This window comes from Nonomuraea sp. NPDC048901, from assembly GCF_040649695.1.
Taxonomy (GTDB): Bacteria; Actinomycetota; Actinomycetes; order Streptosporangiales; family Streptosporangiaceae; genus Nonomuraea.
This window is the reverse complement of record NZ_JBEZFW010000008.1, coordinates 95,998-122,769: the sequence shown is the minus strand read 5'-3', so window position 1 is coordinate 122,769 and position 26,772 is coordinate 95,998. Positions and strand designations below refer to the sequence as shown.

Sequence of the window (26,772 nt, the reverse complement as noted above, 5' to 3'; positions counted from 1 at the left end):
CGCGATGACCATGCGTGTCGGGCGCGCCAGGGCAGTCAGGTCAGGTGGTGGAGAAGGCCGCGTCGAAGGCGGTGGTCGGTGGGGTGATGGCGTTGAGGCCGCGGATGTAGCCCAGTGCCTCCCGGGCCCCGTCCAGCCGGTCCATCCCCGCGTCCTCCCACTCGATCGAGATCGGGCCCGCGTACCCGATCGAGTTGAGCGCCCGGAAGCAGTCCTCCCAGGCAACGTCGCCGCGGCCGGTGGAGACGAAGTCCCAGCCGCGCCTCATGTCCGCCCACGGCAGATGGGAGGACAGGCGGCCGCGGCGGCCGTCGCCCACGCGGACGCGGGTGTCCTTGCAGTCCACGTGGTAGATGCGGTCGGCGAAGTCCAGGATGAACGCCACCGGGTCGAGGTCCTGCCAGACCATATGGGACGGGTCCCAGTTGAGGCCGAACGCGGGGCGGTGGCCGATGGCCTCCAGGGTGCGCTGGGTCGTCACGTAGTCGTAGGCGATCTCGCTGGGGTGAATCTCGTGGGCGAAGCGGACGCCCTCCTGGTCGAAGACGTCGAGGATGGGGTTCCAGCGGTCGGCGAAGTCCTGGTAGCCCGCCTCCACCATCGAGGCCGGCACCGGCGGGAACATGGCCACCGTGTGCCAGATCGACGAGCCGGTGAAGCCGACCACCGTGTCGACGCCCAGCAGGGCCGCGGCTCGCGCCGTGTTCTTCATGTCCTCGGCGGCCGCCTGGCGTACGGACTCCGGGTCGCCCGAGCCCCAGATGCGGGCGGGCAGGATGGCCTTGTGGCGTTCGTCAATCGGATGGTCGCAGACCGCCTGGCCGACAAGGTGATTGGAGATCGTCCAGACCTTGAGGCCGTGCTTGTCGAGCTGGGCCCGCTTGGCGGACACGTACGACGGGTCGCTGATCGCCTGCGCCACGTCGAAGTGGTCGCCGGAGCAGGCGATCTCGAGGCCGTCGTAGCCCCATTCGGCGGCGAGCCGGCACACCTCCTCGAACGGCAGGTCGGCCCACTGGCCGGTGAACAAGGTGACCGGTCTCATATGTCCTCCACAACTGTGAAACGGCTGGAGTCAGCCGCACTACGCTCGACCGCCGCGAGCACGCGTTGCACCCGGAGCCCGTCCGCGAACGACGGTGCCGGGTCGCTGCCCTGGGCGATCGCCTCCAGGAAGTCTTTGACCTCATGGGTGAATGTGTGTTCGTACCCGAGTCCGTGTCCGGGTGGCCACCACGCCCCGGCGTAGGGGTGGTCGGCCTCGGTGACGAGGATACGTTTGAAGCCGCTGTCGCCTTCGCTGACCCACAGCTCGTTCATGGCCTCGAAGTCGAAGGCGAGGCTGCCGTTCGAGCCGTTGAGCTCGATGCGCAGCGCGTTCTTGCGGCCGGTGGCGAACCGGGTGGCCTCGAAGGAGGCCACGGCACCGCCGGTGAGCCGCCCGATGAACAGCGCGGCGTCGTCGACGGTGACGGGCCCGGTTTCCGATGAGCCCGCCGACACGGGACGTTCCTTGACGAACGTCTCGGTGAGCGCCGAGACGCCCACGACGTTCTGGCCGGTGATGAACTGGGCGGTGTCGATGATGTGCGCCCCGATGTCGCCCAGGGCGCCCGATCCCGCCTTGTCCTTCTGCAGCCGCCACACGAGCGGAGACGAAGGGTCGACGATCCAGTCCTGGAGGTATTGGGCTCGTACGTGCCTGATCTCGCCGAGCCTGCCCTCCTCGACGTAGCGCCGGGCCAGCGCCACCGCGGGCACCCGCCGGTAGTTGAAGGCCACCATGCTCTTGCCGGTCGACGAGGCCGCCGCCCGCACCATGGCCTCCGCCTCGGCCACGCTGTTGGCCAGCGGCTTCTCGCAGAGCACGTGTTTGCCGGCCTCCAGGGCGGCGATGGCGATCTCGGCGTGGGAGTCGCCCGGCGTACAGATGTCGACGATCTGCACGTCGTCGCGTTTGACCAGTTCCCTCCAGTCGGTCTCGGTGTCGGCCCAGCCGAGCCGGGCGGCCGCGGCGGCGGTGTGCTCCTCGGACCTACCGGCCAGCACCGCCATGCGCGGTGCCAGCGGCAGGTCGAAGAAGGCGCCGACGCTGCGCCATGCCTGGGAGTGGACGCGGCCCATGAACGCGTAGCCGATCATGCCCACGCCGACGGTGGTTTGGTCTGACATGCAACCCCCGATCAGGATTCGAAGCCGAGTGGCAGGTATTTCTCGACGTTCTCCTTGGTAATGGTCTCCGACGCGAGCGTGATCGACTGTGGCACCTGGTTCTCCACCAGGTCGCTCATGCCCTTCTGCTGCGCGATCAACCTGGCCAGCTTGATGGCCGACGAGGCCATCGTAGGACTGTAGGTGACCGTGGCCTTCAGCACGGAGGTGCCTGACTGGATCTCCTTCATGGCGTTCAGGGAGCCGGCGCCGCCGACCATGAAGAACTCGTTCCTGTTCGCCTCCTTGATGGCGGCGAGCACGCCCACACCCTGGTCGTCGTCGTGGTTCCACAGGGCGTCGATCTTCTTGTGCGCCTGCAGCAGGCTGGCGGCCACCGAGTTGCCCGTCTCCACGGTGAACTTGGCGTCCTGCTTCGCGGTGACGCTGAAGCCGAACGTCTTCAGCGCGTCGGCGAACCCCTTGCTGCGGTCCTGGGTCAGCGGGAGCGTCGCGATGCCCTGGATCTCCACGATCACCGGATTCGAGACGCCCTTGTCCTTGAGCTGCTTGCCGATGTACTGGCCGGCCGCGACGCCCATGCCGTAGTTGTCGCCGCCGATCCAGGTGCGGTACGCCAGCTTGTCGGGGAAGATCCGGTCGAGGTTGACGACCGGGATGCCGGCCTGGGTGGCCTGAAGCGCGACCTGGTTGAGCTGCTGGCCGTCGTTCGGCAGGATCACCAGGGCGCTGACCTTGGCCGCGATCAGCGACTCGACGGCGGAGATCTGCTGGTTGATGTCGTTCGTGGGCTCGACGGGCTTGAAGTCGACGTCCGAATACTGCTTGGCCGCGGACTCGGCGTTCTTGGCGATGGCCGCGATCCAGCCGTGGTCGGCGGCGGGCGCGGAGAAGCCGATGACCACCTTGGTGCCGGGCTGGTCGTTGCCGCTGGCCGCGGGCGCGGGAGCGGGCGCCGCCGACGAGGGCGCGGCGGCGGGCTCGTTGCTGGTGCAGCCGGCCGCTAACATCACGGCTCCACCGACCAGGAAACCCCTGCGCGCGACGTTGTTGCTCATGGTGCTCTCTCCTTCAGGTTCCGTCGCTGGAGAAGGACGGCGACGACGATGATCAGGCCCTTGGCGATCAGCTGGTCGCTGGTGTTGAGCCCGTTGAGGATGAACAGGTTCGTGATGAGGGTGAAGATCAACAGGCCCAGGATCGAGCCGATGATCGTGCCGCGGCCGCCCGTGAGCAGGGTGCCGCCGATGATGACGGCGGCGATGGCGTCGAGCTCGTACAGGTCGCCGTGTGTGGAGGAGCCCGTGGTGGTGCGGGCCATGATGAGGATGGCGGCGATGCCGCAGCACAGCCCGGACAGGGCGTACAGGAGCATCGTGTGCCGGCGGACGTTGATGCCGGCCAGCCGGGCCGCTTCGGGGTTGCCGCCGACCGCGTACGTGCGGCGGCCGAAGGTGGTGCGGTTGAGCAGGATCCAGCCCAGCACCACGACCAACGCGAAGATGTAGACCAGCAGCGGCACGCCGAGCAGCCGCGTGGTCGACAGGTCCACGATCGCGCCGTTGTCGGACTGGATGATCTGCGTCTTGCGGTCGGACATGCGCTGGGCCAGCCCGCGCGCCGCGACCAGCATCGCCAGGGTGGCGATGAAGGGCACCAGCCGCCCGTACGCGATGAGCAGCCCGTTGACCAGGCCCGTGCCGGTGCCGACGAGGATCGCGCAGACGGCCATGACGGCCGGTCCGTACGCCTGCGTGGCCAAGGTGGTGGCCCAGACGGAGGCCAGGGCCATGGTGGCGCCCACCGACAGGTCGATGCCGCCGCCGATGATGACGAACGTGGCGCCGACTGTGATGACGCCGATCGTGGCGGCCAGCGAAAGGATGCTGACCAGGTTGGAGGTGGTGGCGAAGTTCTCGGGCTTGGTGACCAGGCCGACGATCGCGAGCAGTACCAGCGCGACCACCAGGCCCAGGTGCCGTGCCTCTCCGAGCCAGGCCAGCGGACCGGGCGCCCGCACGGCCAGGCGGTTCTGCGGGCCCGCTTCTGCGGGGTTGCTCATCAGGCGGCTCTCCCATCCATGATCATGTCGAGCACGCGATGCTCGTCGAGCTCTTGGGCGTCGCCCTGGTGGATGACCGTCCCCTCGCGCAGCACCAGCACGCGGTCGGACAGGCCGAGCACCTCGGGCACCTCGCTGGACACCAGCAGCACGCCGATGCCCTGGTCGGCCAGCCCGCGGATCACCGCGTACAGTTCGGCCCTGGCCCCGACGTCCACGCCCCTGGTCGGCTCGTCGAGCAGGAGTAACTTGCGCCCGCCGAGCAGCCAGCGAGCCAGTACGGCCTTCTGCTGGTTGCCACCGGACAGCGTCTTGATCGGCCGTTCGGGGTCGGGCGGGCGGATGTCGAGCATCTCGACCAGGCGCCGCGCCTCGGCCTTCTCGCGCACCCGGTTCATCCAGCCGAACGTGGCGAACTCCGGCAGGCTGCCCAGAGTGATGTTGGCGGTCACGCTCTGGTCGAGCAGGAGCGCCTGGGCCTTGCGTTCTTCCGGGGCCAGGCCCATGCCTTGCCGTACGGTGCCGACGACGTCGCCCCGCCGCACGGCCTTGCCCGACAGCAGGACGCGCCCGGAGGCGCGACGGGCGCCGTAGACCGCCTCCAGGATCTCCGAACGGCCGGAGCCGACCAGCCCGGCCAGCCCGACGATCTCACCGGCGCGCACCGAGAACGACACGTCGGCGAACGCGCCCGGCGAGCTGAGTCCTTCGACACGCAGCACCTCCTCACCCGGAGACTCGGCGGCGCGGGGCGGGAAGACGTACTCGACGTTGCGGCCGGTCATCAGCGAGACGATCTCGGAGGTCGGCGTGTCGCGGGCGGGCAGGCCGACGGCGACCGTGCGCCCGTCCTTGAGCACGGTGACCCGGTCGCCGATCTCGCGGATCTCCTCCAGGCGGTGGGAGATGTAGACGACGGCGACGCCCTGGGCGGTGAGCTCGCGGATGATGCGGAACAGGTTGGCCACCTCGTCGTGGGCCAGCGCGGCCGACGGCTCGTCCATGATGATCAGACGGGCCTCGTGGGAGAGCGCGCGGGCCATCGAGACGACCTGCTTGGCGGCCGGTGCCAGCCGCCCGACCTCGGCCTTCGGCCGGATCTCCGGGTGGCCGAGCCTGGCCAGCACCGCGGCGGCGGCCCGGTTGGCCGCTCCCCTGTTCACGAAGCCGGCGCGGGCGTGCTCGTGGCCCAGGAAGATGTTCTCCGCGACGCTGAGCCCGTCGACGAGGTCGAGTTCCTGGTAGATGGTGGCGAAGCCGAGCCTGATGGCGTCGATCGGGCTGCCCGCCCTGACCTGCGCTCCGTTGAACTCGATCGTGCCCTGGTCTGGCTGGTGGACCCCGGCCAGCACCTTGATGAGCGTCGACTTGCCCGCGCCGTTCTGGCCGAGCAGACAGTGCACCTCGCCGGCGCTCACGTCGAGGTCCACCCCGTCGAGCGCGCGCACGCCGGGGAACTGCTTGACGATCCCCCTCATGACCAGCATCGGGGTCCCTTTCAGGCGTTGACGATCCGGTTGATGTTCTCGGGTGACAGGTAGTTCTCGATCGCCAGGATCCCGGCGCCCAGCGCGGCGGCGTTGATCCCGGTACGACTGGGCACGATCGAGAGGTGATGCGTGGCCAGCGGCAGCGATCTGCGGTAGACGGTCTCCTTGATGCCGGCGAGCAGGTGTTCGTGGACCCGGGACAGGGCGCCGCCGATGACGATCACCTCGGGGTTGAAGAAGTTGACCAGGCTGGCGAGCACCTCGCCGATCAACCGGCCCGCCTCTCTGACCAGCCGGAGCGCTTGGGTGTTGCCCGCCTGTACCAGCGCCACGACGTCGGCCCCCGTCTCGGCGGGCGTGCCGAGCTCGGTCAGCCTCCTGGCGACGGCCGCGCCGCCGGCGACGGCCTCCAGGCAGGCGCTGTTGCCGCAGCGGCAGCCGGCGTCCTCGTGGCCGGAGACCCGGATGTGGCCGATGTCGCCGGCCGAGCCCTGGGCGCCGCGGTGCAGCTTGCCCTCGGCCACGATGCCGCAGCCGATGCCGGTGCCGATCTTGACGAACAGCAGGTGTTCGGCGTCGGGGTAGGCGTTGCGGTGCTCGCCGAGCGCCATGACGTTCACGTCGTTGTCGACGAGTACGGCGCAGCCCGCGAAGTGCTCGGGAATCGGGTAGTCGTTCCAGCCGGGCATGATCGGCGGGTTGTTGGGCCGGCCCGTGGCGAACTCCACCGGCCCCGGCACCCCCATCCCGATCGCCTTGAGCGCGGCGCGGGGCCGTCCCGCCTCGGCGAGCAACCGGTCCAGCCGCTCGTCGACGTGGGCCAGAACCGTCTCCGGACCCTCGGCGATCAGCAGCGGGTCCTCGCACTCGGCCAGCACGTCGCCCGAGATGTCCATCAGCGCGATCCTGCAGTGCGTGGCGCCCAGGTCGACGCCCGCGAAGGCGTGGTCCGCGGTGTGCAGGCGTAACTGCCGCGGCGGCCGGCCGCCGGTGGACTCGCCGCTTCCGGTTTCGGAGACCAGGCCGCGCTCGATCAGCGCGTCGACGCGCTGGCTGATCGTGGACCTGGCCAGGCCGGTCAGCCGGGCGAGGTCCGAGCGGGTGGTAGCGGAACCGGCGCTGATGAGCGTCAGAACGTCACCGGGCGAGCCCGGAGCGGAGGTCATGCGGCGACAATAAGATCACACAAGCGGCAAATCAAGAGTGTTAGCCGCCCAAACCATCCCTACTTCCGCCGATAATCAAACAAAGATCCTCTAATACGGACATAAGGGCAGTTCGGCCCCAGCGAGGTCGCGACGCGCGCCACCCTGCGGCGGCCCGTTGCCGCACGCTCCGGCCGCCCCACGCTTCGACGACCCCCCGCCGCCCGCGCTGGCAGCCCGCCTTCACACGCCCCAGCGCCTCGGAGCGACCTCCCCGCGAGAGCGACACAGCCCCGGGACGGCCCCGCGGAGCATCGGCGCCCGACAGACCGTCAACATCTGGAGAACCATTAGTGGTCATTCGGTAAGAACTGTGCGGCGACCGGAGCACCCATTAAGAGGGCGCATATAACGGGTTCCGTGGCGAACACTTCGCTGGAATTCCGGGCGAAATGTCCCATGACCCGAACCGCCATCCATACGGGGAGTCCGAAATGAGAGAAAAAATCACGATACCTATTTTCGTGGCGATGGCCGTAGGAGGTGGGATCGCCTTCGGGACCGCAGGACTGGCGTCCGCCTCCACGGGCAGCCAGGTGGCACCCATGAGCACCGAGAGCCCGCGGCCCTATCCGCCGACGGCCAATGCCGCCTCGACTCCGAGGGCCACCTCGACGTCGTCGTCGCACGTCAACATCGACGTCGACATCGACCCCGAGGAGTTCAACGGGTGGCATCGTCACCATCGGCGCTGTGGCCACGGGTGCCATCGCCACCACAGGGAGCTGCCGATGACCGGAGCACCCGTGAAGGCCCTGGCCGCGGCCGGTGCCGGCATGCTCCTGATGGGCACGGCCGGCACGCTGATCGCCATGCGGCGGCGCCGTTCGTACAGCGCGAAGTAAGTCGCCGATCTCACAGTGCGAAGCAAGAGACGCCGAGTTGTCATCGCCGGCCTGCTGGCTCCCGCCGCGGGTCTCACGCTGGCCGGGGGTTGGGCCGCGCACCTCACTTTGAGCGTGCGGGACCACCTGCAGGCGACCAGGAACGCGCTGGTCCTGCTGCGCGCGAGCGACCCCGGCCGGCTGGCCGGGACGCTCGCGGACGCGCAGTGGCACGCAACCGAGGCCCGCCGGCTCACCTCCGGCCCGGACTGGTCGTTGCTCGCTCACACTCCCCTGGTCGGAGAGAGCGCGACGACCATCCGCGGTCTGGCGGAGGCCGCCGCGGAGCTGACCGGTGCCCTGACCGACGTGCACCGGGCCGCCGCGCGGCTGATCACGGCCGGTGGGTCCGCCAAGGGCGCTTCCATGACCGACATGGGCGAACTGCTGGCCGATTTGGAGTCGGCGGCACCGGCCCTGGACGCCGCCGCCGACCGGGTCGCTCTGGCGCGCTCACGCCTGTCCGTAACCCCGGCGGACACAGGCGTGAGCGAGCTGGACCAGGCCCGCGTCACGGCCCTGGAGCAGATCGATCGGCTGCACGGCTGGCTCGGCGCCGCGGCCGACGCCGCCGCCCTGCTACCGCCGATGCTGGGCCATGACGGTCCACGCCGCTATTTCCTGGCATTCCAGACGAATGCCGAGGCGCGCGGAACCGGCGGTCTGGTGGGCGCCTTCGGCATTCTGAAAGCCGGGCAAGGAAAACTGGGCATTCAGCGGCTCTCCGCCAACACCCGCCTCGCGCCAAGTTCGGCGCCGGTCGCCGACAATGGGCCGGCATTCAGCGCGCGTTACGGGCCGAGCGCGCTTTCCCTGCTCTCCAATTCCAATCTTTCCCCGCATTTCCCGTACGCCGCGACCACCTGGACCGCGCTCTGGGAGCGGCAGACGGGCCGGCGGCTGGATGGCGCCATCGCGACCGACCCGGTCGGGCTCTCCTACCTGCTGCGGCTGATCGGCCCGGTCACTCTGCCGGGCGGTGAGACGGTGACCGCCGAGAACGTCACCGACCTGACCGAGCGGGTGGCCTATGTCCGCTACCAGGATCCGGACGAGCGTAAGAAGTACCTCATCACGATCGCCGGCGCCGTCAGCGAGGCGATGACCCGGTCCCATCCGGATCCCCGCACCTTGATGTCCACCTTGGCGCAGATGGTGGATGAGCGGCGGATCCAGGTGTGGAGCCGCAGGGGCGTCGAGCAGCGCCGCCTGGCCACGACGCCGCTGGGCGGTGTGCTGCCGCAGGAGCCCGGACCGTTCGCCGGACTGGTGGTCAACAATTCCGGCGGCAACAAGCTCGACTACTACCTCAAGCGCTCGGTCGACTATGAGCTGGGACCCTGCCGTCCCGACGGGCAACGCGTCACGAAGGTGCGGGTCAGTCTCACCAATGACGTGCCGCGCAGGAAGCTGCCCAGGTATGTCACCAGCCGCCTTGACTCCCCGGAGCGCGCCCATGCCGTCGGATCCAACCTGCTGTGGGTGTCGCTGTACACGGGGGTCGGCGCGAAGAACGGCGGCGTGCGGATCGACGGCAAGCCGGTGAAGATCATCAAAGAGGTCGAACGATCCCACCCCGTCTACTCCACCATGCTGGAGCTCGCGCCCCGGCAGTCGAAGACGCTGGAGTTCCTCCTGCTCGAACCCGCCTCGGACGCGGCGCCGCTGGTGCCCGTGCAGCCACTGGTCCATCCCCAGCAGACCAGCATCACCCAGGACCATCGGGGCTGTACCTTCGAGACTCCCACCAAATAATCGATACCTGAAGCGAAGGGTAAAGACCGGCGCGCCGCCGACGGCCGTCTGACCAGGGCGTTCTAGCGTCGCGCTCATGGAAGGTACGCGGGACGCGTCTGGTTTCCACATCCTGTTCGTCTGCACGGGCAACATCTGCCGCTCTCCCTTGGCGGAGCGGCTGACCCGGTCGGCCCTCGGGCCGGCGTTCCGGGTGACCAGCGCGGGCACCCACGCCGAGCCGGGCATGGAGATGGCCGAGCACACGCGGCAGACGCTGCTGCGCCTCGGTGGTGATCCCAGCGGCTTCGTCTCCAGCCCGCTGACCACCGAGGTGGTGGCCGCCGCGGACCTCGTGCTGACGGCCGCCGCCGCGCATCGCGCCGAAGTGGTGACCAGGCAGCTCCAGGCCGCCGGGCGTACCTTCACCATCGCCGAGTTCGGCATCTTGAGCGGCGCGGTCGAGCCCGCGGCGGTCACGCGTCATCGCGATCCCGTACGGCGGGCGCACGCGCTGGTCGACGAGGTGCGCGGGCTGCGCGGCCTGGTGCCGGTGGACCGGCCCGACATCCTCGACCCCATCGGTGGCACCCGGTGGCACCACCGGATGGCGGGACGGAGGATCGCCAGATCGCTCGACGTCCCGCTCCGGCTCCTCACACAGCCGTCGGCGCCTTGACCGCGGCCCTGGCCTCGGCGCCGGTGTCGGTCTCATACCCGTAGCCGTAACCGTAGCCGTCGTATCGGCTGGCCTTGGCAGGGACGAAGTTCATGACCGTGCCCACGATGCGCGCGTTGATCGACGCCAGCAACTCCGTGCCCCGGACGATGTGCTCCTGCCGGGTCTTGCCGTACCGGGCGACGAGCAGCACTCCGTCGCAGATCGCCGAGAGCGTCGCGGCGTCGGTCACCGGCAGCAGCGGCGGCGCGTCGACGATCACGATGTCGTAGTCGTCCATGACCTGGTCGATCACCTGGCGCATCCCTCGTGAGCCGAGCAGCTCGCTCGGGTTCGGCGGGATCTGGCCGCTCGGCAGCACGAACAGGCGCGGCTCGCCCCAGGGCTGGATCACCTCGTCCAGCTTTGCCTTGCCGATCAGTACGTCCGTCAGGCCGACCGCGCCCTCGATGCCGAGGTAGGTCGGGATGCGCGGACGGCGGAGGTCGCCGTCGACCAGGAGCACCCGCCAGCCCGCCTGGGCCAGGGTGATCGCGAGGTTGGAGGAGGTCGAGGACTTGCCCTCGTTCGGCAGGCAACTGGTGATCACCAGGGACTTGGGCTGCCGGTCCACGCCGATGAACTGCAGGTTCGTACGGAGTGAGCGGAACGCCTCCGACCTGGACGATCGGCCCCCGCTACGGACGATCAGCGGGTGACGCCGCGCGTCCCGCTCGTACCCGATGATCCCGAGAGTCGAGCTCTTCGAGACCCGCTGCAGCGCGTCGGAGGTCTTGATGGTGGTGTCCAGACGATCACGGAGCGTCAGCGAGCCGATGGCGATGACCAGCGCGATCAGTACGGCGACCACCAGGTTGACCACCGGCCTGGGGCTGACCGGCGCCTGAGGGATCTCCGCCTGGTCCACCACGGTGACCTTGACCGTGGGCCGGGTGGCCGAATTGACCCGCTCGAGCTGCTCGATCAGCTGCGTGAACCGCGTGCCCAGGGCGTTGGCCAGCTGTGCGGCGCGGGCCGGGTCGGTGTCGGTGACGGTCGCACGGAGCAGGACGGTGCCGGGGACGACCTCGGCGGAGATGTTCGCCTGCATCCGGCGGATGTCCTCGGGCGTGGTGATCTGGCTGACCACCCGGCGGCTGGACAGCAGAGTGGCGTAGGACTGCACCCTCTGCGCCGACAGCATGCCCGCCTGATAGGCGGTGGAGAGGCTGCCTTCCCTGTCCTGGCCGGAAACCAGCATGGAGATCGTCGCGACGTACTGCGGCGGAGTGTTCGCGGTGACCACCACCGCCGTGCTGATCCCGATCACCAGCGAGATGAGGAGAAGCAGCCAGTTTCGGCGCAGGAGCCGCATGTAGTAGAGCAAATCCACTGGATCAACGCCGCCTTTCGCGGATTCTTGGAGGAGCCTTGAGGTCTTCGATCGGCACGTAGACGTGCACACCCTGCAGCAAGGCGATGAGAACGATGGCGGTTCCGCCCGCGACCATCGTCGTGACCAGGGGCGATATCCAGCGCATGGCCATCAGCAGGCAGCAGCCGCCCGCCACGGCCGCCAGCGCGCCGAGCGTCGCGGCGGCCGTCCGGGTGCTGAGCCCCAGCCGGCGGAGCCGGTGTGTCACATGGTCGGTACCGCCTATCAGCGGCGAGCGGCCCGCCCGCACCCGCGAGAGGAACACGACGCCGGTGTCGACGGTGGCGACGAAGGTCGGCAGGAGCAATCCGGCGATCATCTCGCCCGGACCCTGCCCCCTCACCAGGAAGACCGCCGAGCAGGTGACCACGAATCCGATGAACAGGGATCCGGAGTCACCCATGAATATCCTCGCGGGCGCCCAGTTGTGCGGCAGGAAGCCGAGGCTGGTGCCCGCGAGCGCGATCAGCAGCAGCCCCAGCGCCGGGTGGCCGGTCACGAAGGCCGTTCCACCCAGGAGGGCGGCCGTGACGGTGCTGACGGCTCCCAGCGCGCCGTCCATGTTGTCCAGCAGGTTGAAGGAGTTGAGCATCACGACGATCCACACGACCGTGAGGCCGCCGTCCACCCATCCATTGGCCGGCGTGCTTATGTGGACACCGGCGAGCGCGACCCCACTGGCCGCCGCGGCCTCCACGACCAGCCTGGTGACCGGGCGCAGCGGGCCGACGTCGTCGATCAGACCGACCAGCGACACCGCGGTACCCGCCAGGAGAATCGCCATGATCCGGAGTTCGGCGAAGCCGAGCACCGCGATCACCGGCACGACCGCGCCGAGCGTGATCGCGATGCCACCCAGGTAAGGAGTCGGGCGGACGTGCGCCTTCTTCTCGCTGGGGCGATCGGTCAGTTCCCATTGCAGCGCCAGGCGCCTCAACGGCACGATCGCCGCACAGCTGATCACGAAGGCGGCCACGCCGGTGGCAAGGGCGATCGTCGCGTTCACCGGTTGGACGCCGTGAGCTCTTCGCGAACCTGCTTGACGACCTCGGTCAGGATCTCGTCGAGAGTGTGCCGGGGAGCCCAGCCGGTGAGCTCGCGGATCCGGGTGGTGTCGGGGACCCTGCGGGTCATGTCCTCGAAGCCCTGCCGGTAGGCCTCGTGATACGGGATGAGGTCGATCCCGGAGGTGGACCCGGTGTGCTCGATGACCAGCTTCGCCAGGTCCAGAATGCTCACCTCGTTCGCGGAGCCGATGTTGAAGGTCTGACCGACCGCCGCCTCAAGGTCGAGGAGCCGCAGCAACGCGTCGACGACATCCGCGACGTGCGCGAAGCAGCGGGTCTGGCTTCCGTCGCCGAAGACCGTGAGCGGCGCGCCGCTGACCGCCTGATGGACCAGGCGCGGGATGACCATTCCGTACGCCGGGCTCTGCCGTGGGCCCACGGTGTTGAACAGCCGCACGACGATCGTCGGCAGGCCGCGCTCCTGGTGATAGGCGTTGGCCAGGATCTCGTCGACGGCCTTGGCCGTGCTGTAGGCCCAGCGCACCACGGACGGGCTGCCGAGGATGCGGTCGGCGTCCTCCCGCAGCGGTCCGGACGAGTTCTTGCCGTAGATCTCGCTCGTACTGGTGATCAGGATCTTTTTCCGGTAGCGATGCGCGGCCTCGATGACGACCTCGGAGCCACGGATGTTGGTCGTCAGGCACCGGAGCGGCTGCTCGACGATCAGCTTGACGCCGACCGCGGCCGCGAGATGGACGACGACGTCGCACTCGTGGACCAGTTCGTCCACCATGAGCTCGTCCAGCACGGAGCCCTGGACGAACTGAAGGTGGGGGTGGCCGGCGGCGAGCGCGAGGTTCGCGGTCCGTCCCGTCGACAGATTGTCGACCACCACGACGGAGTCACCGCGCGCCAGCAGCGCGTCGGTGAGATGGGATCCGATGAAACCGGCCCCGCCTGTCAGCAGATATCGCATGTTGTCACCTCGCCCTTCTGGCTGAAGCGCGTGCCCGGCGCTCTTCGTACAGCGATCGATACATGGCCTCGGTGTCTGCCACCAGGCGCTCCACCCCGAACGAGGAGGTGGTCCAGTCGCGGGCGGCCTCGCCCATCCGGTGCCTGAGGTCTGGGTCGGTCAGCAGTCGTACGGTGTGCTTGGCCAGCTCACCGACGTCGGCGCTGCTCACCAGACCGGTCTGTTCGTGCTTGATGACCTCGGCGACGCTGCCCACCCTGGTGGAGACGCAGGGCCTGCCCACCATGCCGGCCTCGATGAGCGCGACGGGCATCCCCTCGTTGTCGGAGGTCAGCAGGACCATGTCGGCGGCCGAGCAGATGGTGGCCACGTCGTTCCGCCAGCCGAGCAGATGGAAGGAGGCACGCATGGGAGTGACCGCCTGCTCCATCTGCTCGCGGAGCTCACCGTCTCCGCAGACGACGAAGTGGCAGTCGGGCACCTGCCGGAGCACCGCCCTCGCCGTGGCGACGAATCTGTCGGGACGCTTCACCTGGGTGAGCCGGCCCACGAAGGCGACCACGGGCGCGTCCGGCGGAAGTCCCAGCGACCGGCGGGCGTCCTCGCGGCTGGGGACCGGGCCGAGCCCGACGCCCGGCGGGGTGACGATGTACTGCTCGCGACGGCCGATCCCGGCCTCCAGCAACTCGTCGCGGACGCGGGCTCCCACGGTCACCAGACGATCGGACATCGACGCGAGAAGGCGCTCCGTCCGTACGTAGACAAATCGCTTGGGCGGCGAGAAATGGCCGTAAAGGAGATGCCCGTGAAACACGTGGGCCATGGCCGGGTTGATGCCGGACAGGCGAGCGGCCACGCGACCCAGCAATCCGGCCTTCGTCGTCCGCGTGTGCACGATATGCGGCCGGAACGTGCGTATCGCCTTGATCAGGTGGGCGACGGCCCGGACGTCATCAGCGGGCTTGATCGAGCGACCGAGCCCAGGAACCCGGTGAACCGGCATCGCCGAATCCCGGAGCAGGAAATGGTCGCCTTCGTCGCCACTGACGTCACCCGTGTAGAGGCGGTGATCGAAGGTGTCGTTGTTCAGCTGCGCGCACAACCCCGTCAGCTGAGTAGCCGGGCCGCCGATGTTCATCCGGGCGATGACATCCATGACTCTTATGCGGCCGTCCGGCTTCGCACAAGCTCCTGCGGAATGGGTCTTCATGCCGCAGAAGCTAGCTTGGGCCTTGACTCGTTCAATGGTCCGAGTCGCGGTGCCGACGGAATATTTGCATATCTTGTCCCCGCAGGTTATGGAATCAGCTCGGATGAGCTGACCGGCCGCCGTCTTTCCTACTGACTTACAGCGGTTCGGTGTGCCATGCCGATCTCGGCAGCCGCTCGTCGTATTGTTCGTCGTGCCGTCCCGATCACATCGACATAGAGGTCGATATGGCGCCAATACGAGCGTTGAGGAGTTTGGGTGGAATACCTTATCGTGGCCGCCGCGGTGATCACACTGGTCTTCCTTGTTTCGATAAGTTTTGACAAACAGGCGGCGTGGCACGTGTTGCCGGTGCTGCTTGCCGCCTTCGCCGCCCGGATCGTCATTCACTTCGCGGTAGTACGGCCAGATGCCGTCGGATACGGCGGCGACTATCTGGGGTACGAAGCCATGTCCCTGGAGACCGCCACGTTCTGGCAGCGCGAAGGCTTTCAGTTCGCCACCTCGGTGCCGGCCGAGCGCTTCGACTCCGTAGCGCTACCGTGTTATGTCTTCGCCATCCTCATGTATCTGTGCGGCGGCCCGGCTCCGCTCGCCTGCGTGGCGGTCGTGGCGTTGATAGCGTGCGCGCTGTGCATCGTCATGTACAGATTCGCGCGGTTGGTGGGCGCCGACGAACGGGCGGCATTCGTCCTGCTGGCCATCACCGCCTTTTCCCCGATGTTCCTCCTGTGCACGTCGGATACGTTCAAGGATGGATTCAACGCGTTCCTCGTCGTGAGCTGTCTCTACCTCGCCGTTTCGAACGCTCGACGGTTTGACATCCGCAAGCCACTCACCACGCTGGCATTGCTGTGGGGGCTCCTCAACGTACGTGCCTACATGGTGTTCATGTGTGGGGTTCCGTGGCTGCTCGGGCTCATGGGTTCGCGGGGCGCGGCGTTCACTCGCGTTCTGGTCGTCTCCGCCGGATTGGTGGTGTCGGGCCTGTTCTTCGCCGGCTATGTCGACGACGACGGGTTCGTGGATTCGGCACTGGGACAGTTGGAGTTCGGCCAGTCAGAAGAGGCTCGCCGCTCATATGCCAGCCAGGGTTCAGGCGTGCTGTTCGAGGACAGCGGCAGCGCGTGGGGTTCGCTGCTCCCGAAGTTGCTCTACACGCTGCTGGCTCCTTTCCCCTGGGCTGATGGCAGCGCGACGCTGCAGCTGGCGAAGATCGAGACGCTGGTCTGGTACTTCATGCTCTACAGCGCGATCCGCGGGGCGCGGCTGCTCTGGCGTTATGACCGTCGATCGCTCATGATTCTGCTGTTCTTCATCGTGCCGAGCACGATCGCCTACGCGACGACAGTGGCCAATGTCGGCCTGATCTTCCGGCAGCGCATTCCCATCGTCATGCTCACGAGCCTGCTGTCCGCGGTGGCATGGAGCAGGAGGCGGCCGGCGGCGGACATCGAAGAAGCCGCACGTCCGCCGCTGACCGCGCTCAGCAGTCCTTCCGGATCAGGGCGAGCCGCTGGTAGAGATTGATGTGCTGATCGACCAGCACGTCCACATCAAGATGCTCGCGCGCCCAGGCGCGCGCCTCGCGTCCTAGACAGGCCGCGAGGTCCGGGTCGTCGAGGACGCGGACGATGCCGTCGGCCAGAGCCTCCGCGTCGGACGCGGGGATCAGGACGCCCCGGCCGTCCAGCAATTCGGGTGTGCCGCCTACCGCGGTGGCGACGATCGGCCGTCCTGCGGCCATCGCCTCCATGACCGCGTTGCTCAGGCCCTCCCAAAGGGAGGGAAGGACCACCACATCGGCTCTGGCCAGGAGCGCCTTCACGTCAGTGCGGTCACCGAGGAAACGGACATCCACCCGCGACCCGCGGACCAGCTCCTCCAGGCGGTGCCGTTCCCTGCCTTCGCCGGCGAGCAGGAAGGTGCACGGCCGGCCTCGCCGGAGCAGCCGGGAGGCGGCCTCGATCAGGATGTCGTGCCCCTTCTGCGGCGCCAGGCGGGCCACGCACAGCACAACAGGGAGTTCGGTGTCTTCGATGCTCGCCGGCTCGGCCCGCTCGAAGGCGGAGGCCCGAAGACCGTTGTAGATCACGCTCAGTTTGCGTGCCGGGATCTTTGTGATCGCGCGGGCTTCCTCAGCCACGGCGACCGCGTTCGTCACGACGTGATCGGTGAGCCGGGTCATCGTTCGTTCGAGAACGAGCACCCGCCGGTGGCGTTGTTCCGGCTCGCCCGCGTTGCGCCGACCGGCCACCATGACGGGCACGCCCGCCAGCCAGGCGGCAGGTGGTCCCAGCATTCGGCCCTCGAAGAGATAGGCGTGCAGCACCTCGGGCCGAATATGCCGCAGCGATCGAATGAGACGCGCGAAACCCCGCAGACACCGCAGCAGATCAGCTGATCCTGACGATGTGCGGCCGAAGCCGAGGTGATGCACTTCTATTCCGGCGTCACGGAGGACCGCTTCGTGCGGTCCGCTTTTCGAGATGAGGAACATGTGCACCTCGATGCCTCTGCCGGACAGACCTTGCGCGAGCAGGGATATCTGAGCCTCGGCTCCCCCGCGCCCCAGGTGCCCGATGAGGAATGCGACACGGCGTAGAGTGGATCGGTCTCTTTTCCGCATGGCTCCTTTACTCCTTCCCGCTTCCTTGAAGTTCGCTTTCTTCAAGCTCCGCCGGAGCCGCGCGGGCCCGGAAGAACCACATCACCTCGATGACCGCCAGCAGGCCGTAAGCGATCGAGGATGACAGCGCGGCTCCTGCCGCACCCATGTAGGGGATCAGGACCAGATCGAGCGCGATGTTCACAGTGAGCGCTACGACGGTGATCCCGGAGATGCCGAGGGGGCGGTCGAGCCGGATCAGGTACTGCCCCGTCAGGCGCACGATGGCGTACGCGGCGATCCCCGGGGCCAGGATGACCAGCGGCAGGACGCTTCTCTCATAGGAGGCACCGAACACGAAGGGGACCAGCAGCGGGGAGGCGGCGGCGAGGAAGAGCGCGCAGCCCGATGAACAGAGCAACGCGAGCCGGAGCGCGCGCGCGGTAGCCGCGGCGGATGTGGTCATGTCACCGCTGGCCTGCTGTGGCAGGACGACCTGAATGACGGCGTCCGCGGGCACCCGGGCGATCGTGATCACGACTACCGCCACGCTGTAGAGACCGGCCTCGGACGCGGACACCAGCGCGTTGAGCAGCAGGATGTCCGCCGCCGACCACAGCAGGAAATACTGGGCGATGTGGCCGATGTGGTAGCGCCCGGCCAGGCCGAGTTGGCGCACGGCGAGGTCCCAGCTGGCGTGGCTGAGATTCGGGCGCAGCGTCCGCAGGTACAACGGGAGCGGTACGACGGCGGACACGGTCCACATGATGACGACCGCGGAGATCGTGAAGTGGCCCAGCACCGCCAGCAGCACCAGGGGCAGGCAGTTGATCAAGCCGGAAACGAGGATGCTGCGGTTGATGAGGGCCATCCTGGCTTGGAGCGTCAGCATGCCCCGCAGGTTGACGATCGCGGCCATGGCGGGCACCCCCGCCAGAGCCACCGCCAGGAGCAGGGCCGGCCGGTTCGGGAACACCAACGGTGACGCGACGAAGACGGCCAGGCCGGCCACCGCGCCCAGCCCTATCCCGAGCAGGAGGCCGTTGGCGGTCAGCACGCGGCTGAGAGCGCCGTCCTTCCAGAGCGCGATCTGGGTGTTGACGACGGTGAAATGTCCAAGGATGGCCGCTCCGGAGACCAGGCTGACGATCAGCGCGTACTGACCCCTGCCATCAGGCTGGAGGTAGCGGGCGATCAAGATGCTGGTGACTGTCGACAGCAGGAGGCGGAGTGACTGGCTCGTCCCCGCCTGCACCATCCTGGCGGTACTCGAGGTTTCCGAGAAGATCCAGGCGCGAAGGCGCAGCACGCCCGAGGAGAGCCTGTTACCGACGTCGGTGCTCGGTTGTGAGGGGCTCCGCCTTCTTACCTCACGCTGGCTACGCATCACATCTTCCTTGTCGTGGTGAGCACGCGGCCACCGGGACTACGTCAAAGGGGCACAGCCGGTTTCCGGTATCACCAGGTCGTCTGAGGTCACGTGAGCTCGGTACCAGAGTTCGAACTGCAGGAGAGCCCACAGCTGGACACTGTGGTCGGCCCCTTCGACGTGCCGCTGGAGGAGGTTCCGGACGACCTGTGGCCGGAACAGGCCCCGAGCGCGGGCGGTTGCGTCGGTGAGCAGGTCGAAGGCCGGTTCACGCAGCTCACCCCGGAGCCAGGTCGCCAGCGGCACGTCGAATCCCTGCTTGGGGAAGCCCAGGATCTCCTTGGGCAGCCAAGGAGCGACGGCCCGCTTGAGCAGGATCTTCGTCTCGCCGTTGCGCACCTTCAGTGCGATGGGCAGGCCGGCCGCCCATTCCATGAGGTGGTGGTCCAGGAGCGGAGAGCGGGCCTCCAGAGAGTTGGCCATGGCGGAGATATCCACCTTGACCAGGAGATCGTCCGGTAGGTAGCTCGCCACGTCCACGTCCAGGATGCGGCCGAGGTCGGTGGCCGCCGATGACCGCTCGAACGCCTCGTCGAGCAGCCGGTAGCTGTCCGCCCCCACCAGAAGATCGCGAAGTTCGTCACTGTAGACGGCGAACTTCTGCCGGTGTGTGTACTGGGACATGAGGCGGGCGTAGCGGCGTGCGGGGCGCTCCGCGGCGAACTGCATCAGCCGGGCGAGCCGCCGGGGCAGAGATCCGCCGGTGGTCCGGTCCGCGATCATGTCGCCGATGCGGCCGGTCGCCATCGCCAGTGCGCGGGGCATGACCGGTATCCGCTCGGCCTGCCCCATCCGAACGTAACGCTGATATCCCCCGAAGCTCTCGTCGCCGCCGTCACCGTTGAGCACCACGGTGACGTGCTTCCGGCTCAGCTGCGCGACGTAGAAACTGGGGATGGCCGAGGCGTCGGCGAACGGCTCGTCGAAGTGCCAGGCAATGCGCGGCAGAACGTCCAGCAAGTCGGAGGTGACGACGAGCTCATGATGGTCGGTGCCATATCGCTCCGCCACCATCCGGGCCTTGTGCCGCTCGTCATAATCACTGTCCTCGAAGCCGATGCAGAATGTGCGTACCTGTTCCTGGCTCTGCATGGCCATGGCCGCGACGACCGCGGACGAGTCGATCCCGCCGGACAGGAACGCGCCGATGGGACGCTCACTCACCATTCGGATGCGGGTGGCCTCCAAGAGCAGCTCACGTAGCCGCTCCTCTTCCCCTTTCTCATCCAGCACCGGTCGCGGCGAACTGTCCAGCGCCCAGTAGCGGTCCACGGAGGCGTTTCCGCGTTCCCAGACCAGCAGATGGCCGGGCGGAAGTTTGTGTACGTCCTGGTAAATGGACCACGGCGCCGGGACGTACTTGTACGTCAAATAGTGGTCCAACGCCACCGGATCGACCTCACGGCGCAGGCGCGGATCCTGCGCCAAGGACTTCAGCTCCGATCCGAACATCAGCGAGGTGCCGTCCGAACGCCAGTAAAGGGGCTTCTTCCCTACGCGGTCACGCGCGAGGACCAATCGTTCTCGCGCGCGATCCCAGATGGCGAAGGCGAACATCCCCCTGAGCCGGTGGACCATCTCGGTGCCATGCTCCTCGTAGAGGTGGACCAGGCACTCGGAATCACCTGTCCCGCGCAGCCGGTGCCCTCGTGCGGCCAGGTCTTGTCGCAGCTCGGCGAAGTTGTAGATCTCACCGTTGAAGACGGCGACGACCTGACCGTCCTCGCTGTAAACGGGCTGGTCACCCGAGGCCAGGTCGATGATCGCCAGTCGGCGCATGCCGAGCGCCGCGTGCTCGTCGCTGTGGAATCCGTCGCCGTCAGGGCCACGGTGCACGATCACCTCGCACATGCGGCGCACCAGCGCCGGGTCGGGCCGTGTCGTCGATACGATCCCGGCTATCCCGCACATCGGTCCTCCATCAGTGAACGCAAAAACCGTATTCCCGGACCAGGCGATTGACCGCGCGGCAGGATTTCCCGCATTCCGCGGAACGGCGCCGCCAGGCATTGAGCAACGCGACGACCTGAAAACCCACATGATTCGCTGGAAACGGATCCTAGATCACCGTGGACCATGCACCGCGACATCCCCACCGAGGTGGGCGTGGCTCCAGGCCGTCAACCGTTTCGTCCGCTTCTCCCGCCTTACATCGTCTGCGGACTTTGCGACTGGAGCAAAGCACATCGAAGACGACTATTCGCCGGTTGCTCGCGTTTACGCAACACGCCTTCCCGCCACAAGTGCCCGCCCGATCATTCTCGGTATCATGGCCAGCGGAACATATCGGCGGGACGGTCGAGACCATCCCGGATTTCCCACCCGCATGCCTCGATGCCGTCGGCGAGACACCAAGAGGCAACAGGATGTAAAGGGCTTCTATTCCGGTTCACAGCAGTTCTCGCTGGGCCGGCCAATTTCTCTGTACTCAGGTGAGGAGAACCGATCGATGAAACCCATGGATACCGTGGACAGGCCGGCCGGGAAACGTATCGTCGTGACGGGAGTCGCCGGGTTCATCGGCTCCCACATCGCGAGGTCACTGCTCGACGACGGTCACGAGGTCATCGGAATCGACCATTGCCTGGGCCATCCGCCGGAGATCACCGAGCGAAACCTTCGGCTCAACGAGACCGGCGACCGCTTCACGCTGATTCGCGGCGATCTTGCGGAGATCCCCCTCGAACCCCAGTTCGACGGGGCCGACACGGTCTTTCACATCGCGGCCCGGCCCGGCGTCCGCCCTTCGTGGGGAGCCGAGTTCCCCAGCTATGCGAGGAGCAACATCGTCGCCACTCATCTGCTGATGGAGGCGGCCGCCCGTACCTCGGTCCGTCGTGTCGTGGTGTCGTCCTCGTCGAGTGTGTACGGCGGTGCGCCGAACGGACCGGTAACCGAAGCGGACCTCCCCGCCCCGCTCTCGCCCTACGGGGTGACGAAGCTCGCCGCGGAGCAGTTGGCCCTGGCTCACGCGCGGCGCGGACCATCCGGGCCAACGGTCGTGGCGCTGCGCTACTTCACCGTCTACGGTCCGCGGCAACGTCGCGACATGCTGATCAGCAAGTTGATCGAATCAGCGCTGTCCGGGAAGACCGTCACGATTCTGGGCGACGGCAAGCAGCGAAGGGACTTCACTTTCGTCGCGGACGCCGTACAAGCCAATCTGATGGCCATGCACGCGGAGGTCGAAGCGGAGGCGCTGAACATCGGCACCGGTGTCACCACCTCGGTGCTCGACGTGGCCGACCTCGTCGGCGACATCGTCGGGCGGCCGGTCGTGCTGGAGTTCGGGAGCGGACAGGCCGGTGATGTGCGGGACACGCATGCCGACGTCTCTCTGGCGAAAGACGTGATCGGCTATCGGCCCACGATCGATCTGCGAACCGGGCTGACGACGCAGGTGGAGTGGACTCTCAAGAACGAAGTCATTTCCGTGCCGGAATAGTGGAAGATCGCCGGGTTTCGCGTACGAACAGCGGGATCCGGCTATTCCGGCAGCTCGGCCGTCCCCCCTCACCTCAGTAGCCGTGTCGTCGGCGCGGCGCGCGACCACGGCCGTTCCGCTCTCCATCGGTGACGACTTCGTCGTAGAGCCGCTCGAACCACTCGGCTGTCTGAGTGATGTCCACAGGATCAGCGGTGTTCCGGATCCCTTCGCGAAGCTGGGCGTACGTGTCCGGCCGCATGGCCCGAAGGATGGCCTCGGCGAGCGCGTCGGGGTCTCCAGGCCTGGCGAGCAGGCCGTTGCGACCGTTGTCGATCAGGTCCGGTACTCCTCCCACTGCTGTGGACACGACCGGCACGCCGGCCGCCAGGGCCTCCATGACGACGACAGGCAGCCCTTCGTGCGCGGAGCTGAGCACGAGCAGATCGGCCGAAGCGATCAGGCGGGCGGCGTCCGGCACATGTCCGAGGAGCCGCACGTTGTCTGACCCCAGGTCGGCCACCCGGCGAGCCGTCTCCTCATACAGGGGACCGGTGCCGGCCAGCAGAAAGACGGCGCGCGGATCGCGGTCGACCACCTTGGCCGCCGCCTCGATGAGCACGCCGTGCTGCTTCTGCGGGCGGAAGTTGCCGACGTGCGCGATGAGGAAGGCGGACTCGGGAACGTTCCACCCCTGCCTCGTCCGCGCGGCCTCCGCCGCCCGGCGGCGCATCTCCGTCACGTTGATGCCGTGGATCCTGGTCACCAGGTTGCGCGCGCCCCGGCTGACGACGGCCCGTGCGACCTGCGGCGAGACGGCCACGGTACGGGCGTCCAGCCATCCTGTCGCCCGGTCGAGCAGCATCGTCGGCAGGCGGTAGCGGACGTTGTGCACGGTCGAGATCAGCGCGGGCCTCGGCCTGGACAACCGCGACGTCACTCGGAGCAGCGACGCGGGCAGGGGTGAATGGAGATTGAGAACGTCCGGGCGCAAGCGCCTGACCTCCACCGCCAGCCGGGCGAGGCGGAGCCGCCGCGGCCAGGCGGCAAGGCTGATCACCTCTGTCCCCGCCGCGCGCAGCCGCTGGATGAGCTCGTCGGTCTTCGCGCCCTGGCATATGACGGTGTAGCGCACGCCCGTGGCGGGCGCTGCCAGCAATCGCTCGACGAGCAGCATCTCCGCGCCGCCGACCCCCAGGTCCTTGATGACCTCGCAGACGTGCAGACTCCTCATGACGCGACCTCCGATGCCCTTGGCATGATCCTTGTGTCCGGGGTGTTGCCGGACTGATCAGGTCCGCCAGAACGCACCGTGATCACCCCTTTGGGACCGCACGGCCTCGCGACCGCACAGCCTTGACAGCATGAGAGCCGCACGGCCTCGCGACCGCACAGCCTCGACAGCATGAGAGCCGCACGGCTCAGGGACCGTACGGCCTTCACCGCCTTGGGACCGCACGGCCTCGGGGCCGTACGGCCTTCTGCTTCAAGCGCGGTAGGTCCAGCCGGCCGCGCGCCAGCGCTCCGGCGTCAGCGCGTTGCGCCCGTCCAGCACATTCCGGCTGCGCACGACGTTGCTGAGCAGCGCGGGATCCATGTCTTGGAACTCGGTCCAGTCGGTCAACAGCATGACGAGGTCGGCCTCCAGCGCGGCCCCGACGATCGTGTCGGCGTACTCGATCTCAGGGTGGACAAGCCGTGCGCTGTTCATCGCGACGGGATCGTGCATGGTGACCCGCGCGCCCTCGCGATGGGCGGCGACCGCTACCGCCAGCGCGGGCGAGTCCCGTACGTCATCGGTGTTCGGCTTGAACGCGGCACCGAGGACGCAGACCCGCCTTCCCTCGTACGTGCCTCCGAGGAGTTCCCGGCCGAGCGCGAGGGCGCGGTCCCTGCGACTCAGATTGATGGCGTCGATCTGCCTGATGAACGTGGCGACCTCGTCCAGGCCAAGGTCCGTCGCGCAGGCATACAGGGCACGTACGTCTTTGGGGAGGCAGCCGCCACCGAAGCCGAGCCCAGGGCCCAGGAAACGCCGGCCGATCCTGTCGTCGTAGCCGAGTGCCTCGGCGAGCGGCAGCACGGCACCGCCGGTGGCCTCACATATCTGCGCCACGGCGTTGATGAACGAGATCTTCATCGCGAGAAAGGCGTTGGCCGAGACCTTGACGAGCTCGGCAGTGGCGTAGTCGGTCACCACGAGGGGGCAGCCGTCCTCGATGATCGGCTGGTAGACGGCCCGGAGCAACTGCTCCGCCCACTGCGACTCCACCCCGAAAATGAGCCGATCAGGTTGGAGCGTGTCCTGAACCGCGTGCCCTTCACGAAGGAATTCCGGATTCCACGCCACCTCCACTCGGCCGCCGGCGGTCTGGTGGCGGACGACATCGGCCATGCGCCGCGCGGTTCCCACGGGCACCGTGGATTTGCCCACGATGATCGCCGGTCCGGCCACCCGCCGCGCCAGCTCGGCGAAGGCCGTCTCGACCCATCGCAGATCCGCGTTGAAGGAGCCGGGAAGCTGCGGTGTTCCCACGCAGACGAAATGGACGTCCGCTTCGGCGACATCGTCGTACGAGGCGGTGAAGCGAAGCCGGCCCGCCTCCACGCTTTTGCGGAGCAACTCGCCGAGGCCGGGCTCGAAGAAGGGCAGTTCGCACGCCGACAGCTTCGCGATCTTCTCCTTCTCGATGTCCATGGCGATGACATCGTGGCCGAGCTGCGCCATCCCCACCGCGTGGGCGGTGCCCAGATATCCGGCGCCGATCACGCTTACTCGGAGGCGGTCGGGCGACTCGAGAGACTGCGACATCTTCACTTGGGTCGAATCTTGGCGTATCAGCGTATGATCCTGCAAAGTTTCTCCCTCGCTCGGTAATTAAGGTGCTGGTCCCGCGATGTCGTCCTCGTCCACGTCGCCCGAGACCAACCAGATCACCTTACTTTCTTACTCGGAGACGCCTGATAACGCGGCGGCCAACGGCTGAAAGACATGGCAGAGCTTCCTTAAAATCCCGCCAAATGTGGTCGGCACCAAGCGTGGAATGTGCCAGGCCCCATGTGAGCTTCGGGAAGGCCTATACGGACGTATCCGGTCGACGGGCGACAAGCTTTGGAGATCGGCCCTCGACCGGCATCGCCCCCTGGGGACGTAGACACGCCGGTATGTGTGCCACGGGTGGATATCCGCGATCGGCGATCGTATTGTTGACGGCGTTGCCCGGCCAGCGATCGCACCTTTGTCAGCCGCGGGCGATTTCCACGTTTTGGTGCGGATCCAGCGTTGCGCGGATGCCCGCGACGCGCTCTTTGGAGCATCTCTCAGAGCGGAGTGAAGTCATGACGGTAAATTCAGTGGACAAGACCACCCAGGACCGCTTCGCCTTCGGCGACAACTGGTTGAGCTTCCTCGAACTGGTCGACGAACACCGGATCGCCATGGCCGTGACGTCGTTGAGGGACGCCCTCGGGGTCGCCGACCTCAGCGGGCGCACCTTCCTGGACATCGGCTGCGGCAGCGGCCTGTTCTCGCTGGCCGCGCACCGTCTGGGGGCGAAGGTCCACTCTTTCGACTACGACGTGAATTCCGTCGCCGCATCGGCGAAACTGCGCAGCATATTCGCCCCGGAAAGCACTTGGAGTGTGGCGCAGGGATCCATTCTCGACGAAGCTTACACACAGTCTCTAGGCCAGCACGATGTCGTATATTCCTGGGGCGTGCTGCACCATACAGGTGCCATGTGGCGGGCGATCGAGGCGGCTTCCCGGCTTGTCGCGCCGAACGGGCTGCTGTACATCTCGATCTACAATGACCAAGGGTTGGCAAGTCGCCTGTGGTGGTATGTTAAACGGCGCTATGTGCACAGCGGTCGAATCTCGCGGGCCCTGCTCATTCTCATCTTCCGAGCATATTTCGGCCTTCGTTCGGCCTTGGCCAGGCCGGTGAAACGGGCGTGTGCCGTCGGACTCCCCGCTGCTGTCCGACCTCGCGGAATGTCCACGCGCCACGATCTGATCGATTGGATCGGCGGTTTCCCCTTTGAAGTGGCCTCGCCCGGGGAGATTTTCGACGTCTTGCGTAAGCGTGGCTTTGAGCTGCGTTACCTGAAGACTTGCGCGGGTCATGGCTGCAATGAGTATGTGTTCGCGCGAACTGCGGCTGGGCTCGACGGCCCGGTTGGCTGATCGGTCGGACGGCTGCTGCCGCCGCTGACTGGTGGCGAAGGTGGTCTTGGGTTGAGCGCGGGGGTTGCGCCGGTGGGTGCCGGCGACGGTCGCCGCGCTCTGCCATGTCGAGGCGATCAGGCCCAAGGGTTCCCCGAGGGGTTCGTCACACGACCGCCTCAAACCCTGTGACGGTCCGTCGTGGCTGAGGTCCCCTGGTGGGATCCCCCCGGGGGGAGCAGAAAGGGCCGGTCCGTCGTGGCCGGCGTCCCTGCGGGCGGGGGATCCGGGGGGAGCGGAGGAACCGATGCCCG

The 26,772-nt window shown here is 67.5% G+C and carries 21 protein-coding genes; 6 read left to right on the top strand and 15 right to left on the bottom strand.

Translation table 11 applies throughout. The annotated features are described in order from the left end of the window. Window positions 1-40 precede the first annotated feature (40 nt). Genes AB0C30_RS27910 through AB0C30_RS27885 form a run of 6 tightly spaced genes read right to left on the bottom strand, consistent with a single transcriptional unit; the run spans window position 41 to window position 6,890 of the window. The gene (locus AB0C30_RS27910) at window positions 41-1,045 is read right to left on the bottom strand and encodes a sugar phosphate isomerase/epimerase family protein (protein ID WP_357949783.1); all 1,005 of its coding nucleotides are present in this window, start codon (window positions 1,043-1,045) and stop codon (window positions 41-43) included. Further along, window positions 1,042-2,172: a Gfo/Idh/MocA family oxidoreductase gene (locus AB0C30_RS27905; protein ID WP_357949779.1), complete on the bottom strand. Its 1,131-nt coding sequence runs from the start codon at window positions 2,170-2,172 to the stop codon at window positions 1,042-1,044. Before AB0C30_RS27905 ends, AB0C30_RS27910 begins: the two co-directional genes overlap by 4 nt. An 11-nt stretch (window positions 2,173-2,183) precedes the next feature. Next, complete coding sequence (locus AB0C30_RS27900) at window positions 2,184-3,230, bottom strand: substrate-binding domain-containing protein (RefSeq protein ID WP_357949776.1); 1,047 nt, start codon at window positions 3,228-3,230, stop codon at window positions 2,184-2,186. Beyond that, the gene (locus AB0C30_RS27895; RefSeq protein ID WP_225292217.1) at window positions 3,227-4,234 is read right to left on the bottom strand and encodes an ABC transporter permease; all 1,008 of its coding nucleotides are present in this window, start codon (window positions 4,232-4,234) and stop codon (window positions 3,227-3,229) included. Before AB0C30_RS27895 ends, AB0C30_RS27900 begins: the two co-directional genes overlap by 4 nt. Beyond that, window positions 4,234-5,721 (bottom strand): sugar ABC transporter ATP-binding protein, encoded by a 1,488-nt coding sequence (locus tag AB0C30_RS27890; protein ID WP_357949772.1) that lies wholly within the window; start codon window positions 5,719-5,721, stop codon window positions 4,234-4,236. Before AB0C30_RS27890 ends, AB0C30_RS27895 begins: the two co-directional genes overlap by 1 nt. A gap of 11 nt (window positions 5,722-5,732) precedes the next feature. Further along, on the bottom strand, window positions 5,733-6,890 hold the full coding sequence (locus tag AB0C30_RS27885; protein ID WP_357949770.1) for an ROK family transcriptional regulator: 1,158 nt from the start codon (window positions 6,888-6,890) through the stop codon (window positions 5,733-5,735). Between the two features lie 584 nt (window positions 6,891-7,474). Here AB0C30_RS27885 and AB0C30_RS27880 point away from each other — a divergent pair. From AB0C30_RS27880 to AB0C30_RS27870, 3 genes are all read left to right on the top strand, one after another. Then, the gene (locus AB0C30_RS27880) at window positions 7,475-7,774 is read left to right on the top strand and encodes an LPXTG cell wall anchor domain-containing protein (protein ID WP_357949767.1); all 300 of its coding nucleotides are present in this window, start codon (window positions 7,475-7,477) and stop codon (window positions 7,772-7,774) included. A 15-nt stretch (window positions 7,775-7,789) separates the two neighbouring features. Continuing rightward, the gene (locus AB0C30_RS27875; RefSeq protein WP_357949764.1) at window positions 7,790-9,568 is read left to right on the top strand and encodes a DUF4012 domain-containing protein; all 1,779 of its coding nucleotides are present in this window, start codon (window positions 7,790-7,792) and stop codon (window positions 9,566-9,568) included. Between the two features lie 76 nt (window positions 9,569-9,644). Then, the gene (locus AB0C30_RS27870) at window positions 9,645-10,226 is read left to right on the top strand and encodes a hypothetical protein (protein WP_357949762.1); all 582 of its coding nucleotides are present in this window, start codon (window positions 9,645-9,647) and stop codon (window positions 10,224-10,226) included. Here the strand turns inward: AB0C30_RS27870 and AB0C30_RS27865 are convergent. From AB0C30_RS27865 to AB0C30_RS27850, 4 genes are read right to left on the bottom strand one after another with little or no spacing between them, the layout of a single operon-like run. Continuing rightward, the gene (locus tag AB0C30_RS27865) at window positions 10,204-11,598 is read right to left on the bottom strand and encodes a polysaccharide biosynthesis tyrosine autokinase (RefSeq protein ID WP_357949759.1); all 1,395 of its coding nucleotides are present in this window, start codon (window positions 11,596-11,598) and stop codon (window positions 10,204-10,206) included. The two genes, AB0C30_RS27870 and AB0C30_RS27865, sit on opposite strands and share 23 nt — an antisense overlap. 4 nt (window positions 11,599-11,602) lie before the next feature. Continuing rightward, on the bottom strand, window positions 11,603-12,646 hold the full coding sequence (locus tag AB0C30_RS27860; RefSeq protein WP_357949757.1) for an MraY family glycosyltransferase: 1,044 nt from the start codon (window positions 12,644-12,646) through the stop codon (window positions 11,603-11,605). After that, window positions 12,643-13,623 (bottom strand): GDP-mannose 4,6-dehydratase, encoded by a 981-nt coding sequence (locus AB0C30_RS27855; protein WP_357949754.1) that lies wholly within the window; start codon window positions 13,621-13,623, stop codon window positions 12,643-12,645. Before AB0C30_RS27855 ends, AB0C30_RS27860 begins: the two co-directional genes overlap by 4 nt. Window positions 13,624-13,627: 4 nt before the next feature. Then, a complete protein-coding gene (locus AB0C30_RS27850) occupies window positions 13,628-14,779 on the bottom strand; it encodes a glycosyltransferase (protein ID WP_357949752.1) in 1,152 nt (383 codons plus the stop codon). 312 nt (window positions 14,780-15,091) lie between these two features. On the opposite strand from AB0C30_RS27850, the gene AB0C30_RS27845 reads away from it, so the two are divergent. Next, the gene (locus AB0C30_RS27845) at window positions 15,092-16,363 is read left to right on the top strand and encodes a hypothetical protein (protein WP_357949749.1); all 1,272 of its coding nucleotides are present in this window, start codon (window positions 15,092-15,094) and stop codon (window positions 16,361-16,363) included. Here AB0C30_RS27845 and AB0C30_RS27840 read toward each other — a convergent pair. From AB0C30_RS27840 to asnB, 3 genes are read right to left on the bottom strand one after another with little or no spacing between them, the layout of a single operon-like run. After that, on the bottom strand, window positions 16,320-17,462 hold the full coding sequence (locus tag AB0C30_RS27840) for a glycosyltransferase (protein WP_357949746.1): 1,143 nt from the start codon (window positions 17,460-17,462) through the stop codon (window positions 16,320-16,322). The genes AB0C30_RS27845 and AB0C30_RS27840 overlap by 44 nt on opposite strands. Window positions 17,463-17,469: 7 nt before the next feature. Further along, on the bottom strand, window positions 17,470-18,828 hold the full coding sequence (locus AB0C30_RS27835; RefSeq protein ID WP_357949743.1) for a polysaccharide biosynthesis C-terminal domain-containing protein: 1,359 nt from the start codon (window positions 18,826-18,828) through the stop codon (window positions 17,470-17,472). Window positions 18,829-18,867: 39 nt separating this feature from the next. Further along, complete coding sequence (gene asnB / locus AB0C30_RS27830) at window positions 18,868-20,721, bottom strand: asparagine synthase (glutamine-hydrolyzing) (RefSeq protein WP_357949741.1); 1,854 nt, start codon at window positions 20,719-20,721, stop codon at window positions 18,868-18,870. On the opposite strand from asnB, the gene AB0C30_RS27825 reads away from it, so the two are divergent. Continuing rightward, window positions 20,720-22,315, top strand: a complete 1,596-nt coding sequence (locus AB0C30_RS27825; protein ID WP_357949738.1) for an NAD-dependent epimerase/dehydratase family protein — start codon at window positions 20,720-20,722, stop codon at window positions 22,313-22,315. The two genes, asnB and AB0C30_RS27825, sit on opposite strands and share 2 nt — an antisense overlap. Window positions 22,316-22,388: 73 nt before the next feature. Here AB0C30_RS27825 and AB0C30_RS27820 read toward each other — a convergent pair whose 3' ends face one another. Continuing rightward, window positions 22,389-23,528 (bottom strand): glycosyltransferase, encoded by a 1,140-nt coding sequence (locus AB0C30_RS27820; protein WP_357949735.1) that lies wholly within the window; start codon window positions 23,526-23,528, stop codon window positions 22,389-22,391. Window positions 23,529-23,780: 252 nt separating this feature from the next. Continuing rightward, entirely contained in the window at window positions 23,781-25,106 is a 1,326-nt protein-coding gene (locus AB0C30_RS27815) for a UDP-glucose/GDP-mannose dehydrogenase family protein (protein WP_357949732.1), read from the bottom strand. Between the two features lie 542 nt (window positions 25,107-25,648). Here AB0C30_RS27815 and AB0C30_RS27810 point away from each other — a divergent pair. Then, window positions 25,649-26,479 (top strand): class I SAM-dependent methyltransferase, encoded by an 831-nt coding sequence (locus AB0C30_RS27810; protein WP_357949729.1) that lies wholly within the window; start codon window positions 25,649-25,651, stop codon window positions 26,477-26,479. Window positions 26,480-26,772 lie beyond the last annotated feature (293 nt).